This is a genomic window from Rossellomorea yichunensis (genome assembly GCF_032337515.1).
GTDB classification, from domain to species: domain Bacteria; phylum Bacillota; class Bacilli; order Bacillales; family Bacillaceae_B; genus Rossellomorea; species Rossellomorea yichunensis.
In genome coordinates, this window is record NZ_JAVYAD010000011.1 from 1 (window position 1) to 2,723 (window position 2,723).

At 42.2% G+C, this 2,723-nt stretch carries 4 protein-coding genes; 1 reads left to right on the top strand and 3 read right to left on the bottom strand.

Going from position 1 to position 2,723, the window contains the following annotated elements; translation table 11 throughout:
* Positions 1 to 215: 215 nt before the first annotated feature.
* Entirely contained in the window at positions 216 to 542 is a 327-nt protein-coding gene (locus RSX31_RS21650; RefSeq protein WP_148967245.1) for a thioredoxin family protein, read from the bottom strand.
* 128 nt (positions 543 to 670) lie between these two features.
* Here RSX31_RS21650 and RSX31_RS21655 point away from each other — a divergent pair, with 128 nt between their 5' ends.
* Positions 671 to 994, top strand: coding sequence for a general stress protein (locus RSX31_RS21655; protein WP_148967244.1), 324 nt, complete (start codon positions 671 to 673; stop codon positions 992 to 994).
* A gap of 36 nt (positions 995 to 1,030) precedes the next feature.
* On the opposite strand, the gene RSX31_RS21660 is transcribed toward RSX31_RS21655, so the two are convergent.
* Together RSX31_RS21660 and RSX31_RS21665 are read right to left on the bottom strand one after the other, a co-directional pair.
* Positions 1,031 to 1,573: a histidine phosphatase family protein gene (locus RSX31_RS21660; protein WP_315635995.1), complete on the bottom strand. Its 543-nt coding sequence runs from the start codon at positions 1,571 to 1,573 to the stop codon at positions 1,031 to 1,033.
* A gap of 78 nt (positions 1,574 to 1,651) precedes the next feature.
* Positions 1,652 to 2,467, bottom strand: coding sequence for a ZIP family metal transporter (locus RSX31_RS21665; protein ID WP_148967242.1), 816 nt, complete (start codon positions 2,465 to 2,467; stop codon positions 1,652 to 1,654).
* Positions 2,468 to 2,723 lie beyond the last annotated feature (256 nt).

Sequence of the window (2,723 nt, forward strand, 5' to 3'; positions counted from 1 at the left end):
CAACTCATATTTGATGACTTTATTATAGAACATTCGTTCGTCATACGCAATTATCAACAACATACTTTAACAGAGCCATTAAAAAAAGTGCCGTTTCAAAACAGCCCTTAATTTTATGTGTTTCACCACATGACGTAATATTACGGTCTTAAACAACCGTTTAACCCTTTCTACCTTGTCAGACCAACAACTTTCTCTCTTAATCAAACGTTTGTTTAGTTGTCTAACATCTTCACCAGACGGGACAACTGGCTATGTAACTCGTCAATTGGAACGAACCTGGCCTTCCTGAACATTTCTTTACCATCTACAAAAACGATGACGACCGGGACAGTGAAGATGGAGAATTCACCTGCTATTTCCGGTATTTCTTCTGCATCCGCATGAATGGACCTCACATCTTGAAACTCTTCCAATACTCCTTTCACTTGTGGCAAAAGAGAGTGACAAACAGAGCAATTGGGTCTTGAAATGTATAGTAAACTCAGCTTTTCTGCAGCAAGTGTAGCATTGATGGATTCTAAAGAATGAACTTCTTCCATATCTTGAGATCTCCTTTCTTGGATTACACATTACTAATAGGTATACCCACATCTCCACAGGTTTACCATTGCTAATCCATGGGAAAAGATAAACGACAGTACAATTTAAATGATGGAGGAGACCTGAATTGAAACCGACTGTTAAGGAATTTTATGACGATAAGGAATTAATTACAGAAGTTGAAAAGCTTTCTTCTCAAGGTATCGATAAACATAATCTTTATGTATTATCCCATGATGATGACCGGACGGACAGAGTAGCTGATCGCGCTGACGCCAATGAAATTGGTGTAAAGGAAACAGGGATAGGGACTGCAGTAGGGAACATGATCCTGAAAAAAGGTGACGAACTCCGAAACAAGCTGATGGAAGTTGGATTTTCTCACGAAGAAGCGGATCAGTACGAAGAAAAGCTCGATGAAGGAAAGATTTTATTGATTGTTAAAAACTGACCTGATAGAGAAATGACTTAGGATGATTCCCAGGAATCATCCTTTTCTGTCTTGAAATACATATAGCTTCCCGTTTGAAGGTCTTCTAAACTTAGGGCCTCTAAACCCACGTTTTATAAGCTCTTTTCTCATAAATATCATAATCCCGCCATGGCCTACAATGAGAACGTCCTCACCCTCTTGTATGATCGCATCGACAATCGCGTTGATTCTTTTAAGGATCTCTTTCTTACTTTCAGGCTGAGAACGATGATTAAACCACCAGGCTACTCTGATCATAAATAAATGTAAAAACAGTGGAAGCTTTCTCCTGGAACTGAATAAGGGAGATAGCCTGATTTCACGCAGTTCCTTCAACGATACGATATCCCCTGCATAGACTTCTCGTGCGGTTACTTCTGCCCTGGCTAAGTCACTTGCATAGCACTTCTTCCATTCAATATCATGAAGATCCACCTCGTTCTCTTCTACATCAGACTCATCGTACTCTTCTACCCACTTCATTAATTCTTCGGATGTCACAAATCTATCAGGATATCCTCTTGTTACTTTAAAGTGTCTCACAAGCCCAATCTTCACACTTTCGCCCCCTTCACTACCATTATACTATTTTTGGAAATAAAAAAAGCATGCGATCTAAGCCGCATGCTACTTTTATTAACCTAAAGATACGTCCAGAATCATCATCACTACAAATCCAAGCATGAGTCCCAGTGTGGCCAAGTCTGTACTTCCAGAGGATTGAGACTCCGGGATCAGCTCTTCTACTACCACGAAAATCATGGCACCTGCAGCAAATGCCAGTGCGTAAGGAAGCAACGGCTGCACTAATAGGACAGCAGCTGCACCAATTACGGCAGCAATGGGTTCAACGATGGCAGAAAGCTGACCATAGTTGAAGGACCTCAGACGTGACATTCCTTCTCCGCGCAATGGAATGGACAGTGCTGCCCCTTCAGGCATGTTCTGAATTCCAATTCCGATTGCAAGCCCGATCGCCCCTACCAATGTTGCGTCACCAAGTCCCATAGACGCAGCCCCAAAAGCCACACCGATGGCTAAACCTTCAGGAATGTTATGAAGGGTGATTGCAAGAAATAGTAGGGTTGATTTTTTAAATTTAGTAGGAGGTCCCTCGGCTTTTTCCGCTGAGTTCCCGAGATGCAAATGAGGTACTACAAAATCCAGCAGTCTAATAAAAAGGCCGCCAAGTAAAAAGCCGATAGCAGGGGCGAGCCAAGGAATCTGACCATTTTGCTCACTGAACTCTATAGAAGGAGCAAGAAGTGACCAAAACGATGCCGCTATCATGACACCTGCGGCAAACCCGAGCATCATATTCAATGTATGTTTTTCAATTTTGGTAAAGAAAAAAACCGATGCCGCCCCCAGCGCGGTTAACCCCCAGGTTAGCGTACCTCCAAACAGTGCCTGCACAGCTGGATTGAATCCACTTAACCAATCTATGAACATGCAAACCCTCTCCTCCGATCAACAATTTTGAATACTACCATCTTGCATCAAGGAAACTTTCTTTGTCAAAGGAAATGTCATACTACCTATTATCATAGCCCATCATTTTTCTATATATATGTCATTCATATCAAATTGTGTATTCATCATTTATACTTCCAAACTTCCATACAGGGTATACCCAAAAGCGGAGGCGGCTCGTTCAGCCCCGACAAGCATAAGGTGAATGGGCCTGGAAGGCGCCCTTTGCCTTCTT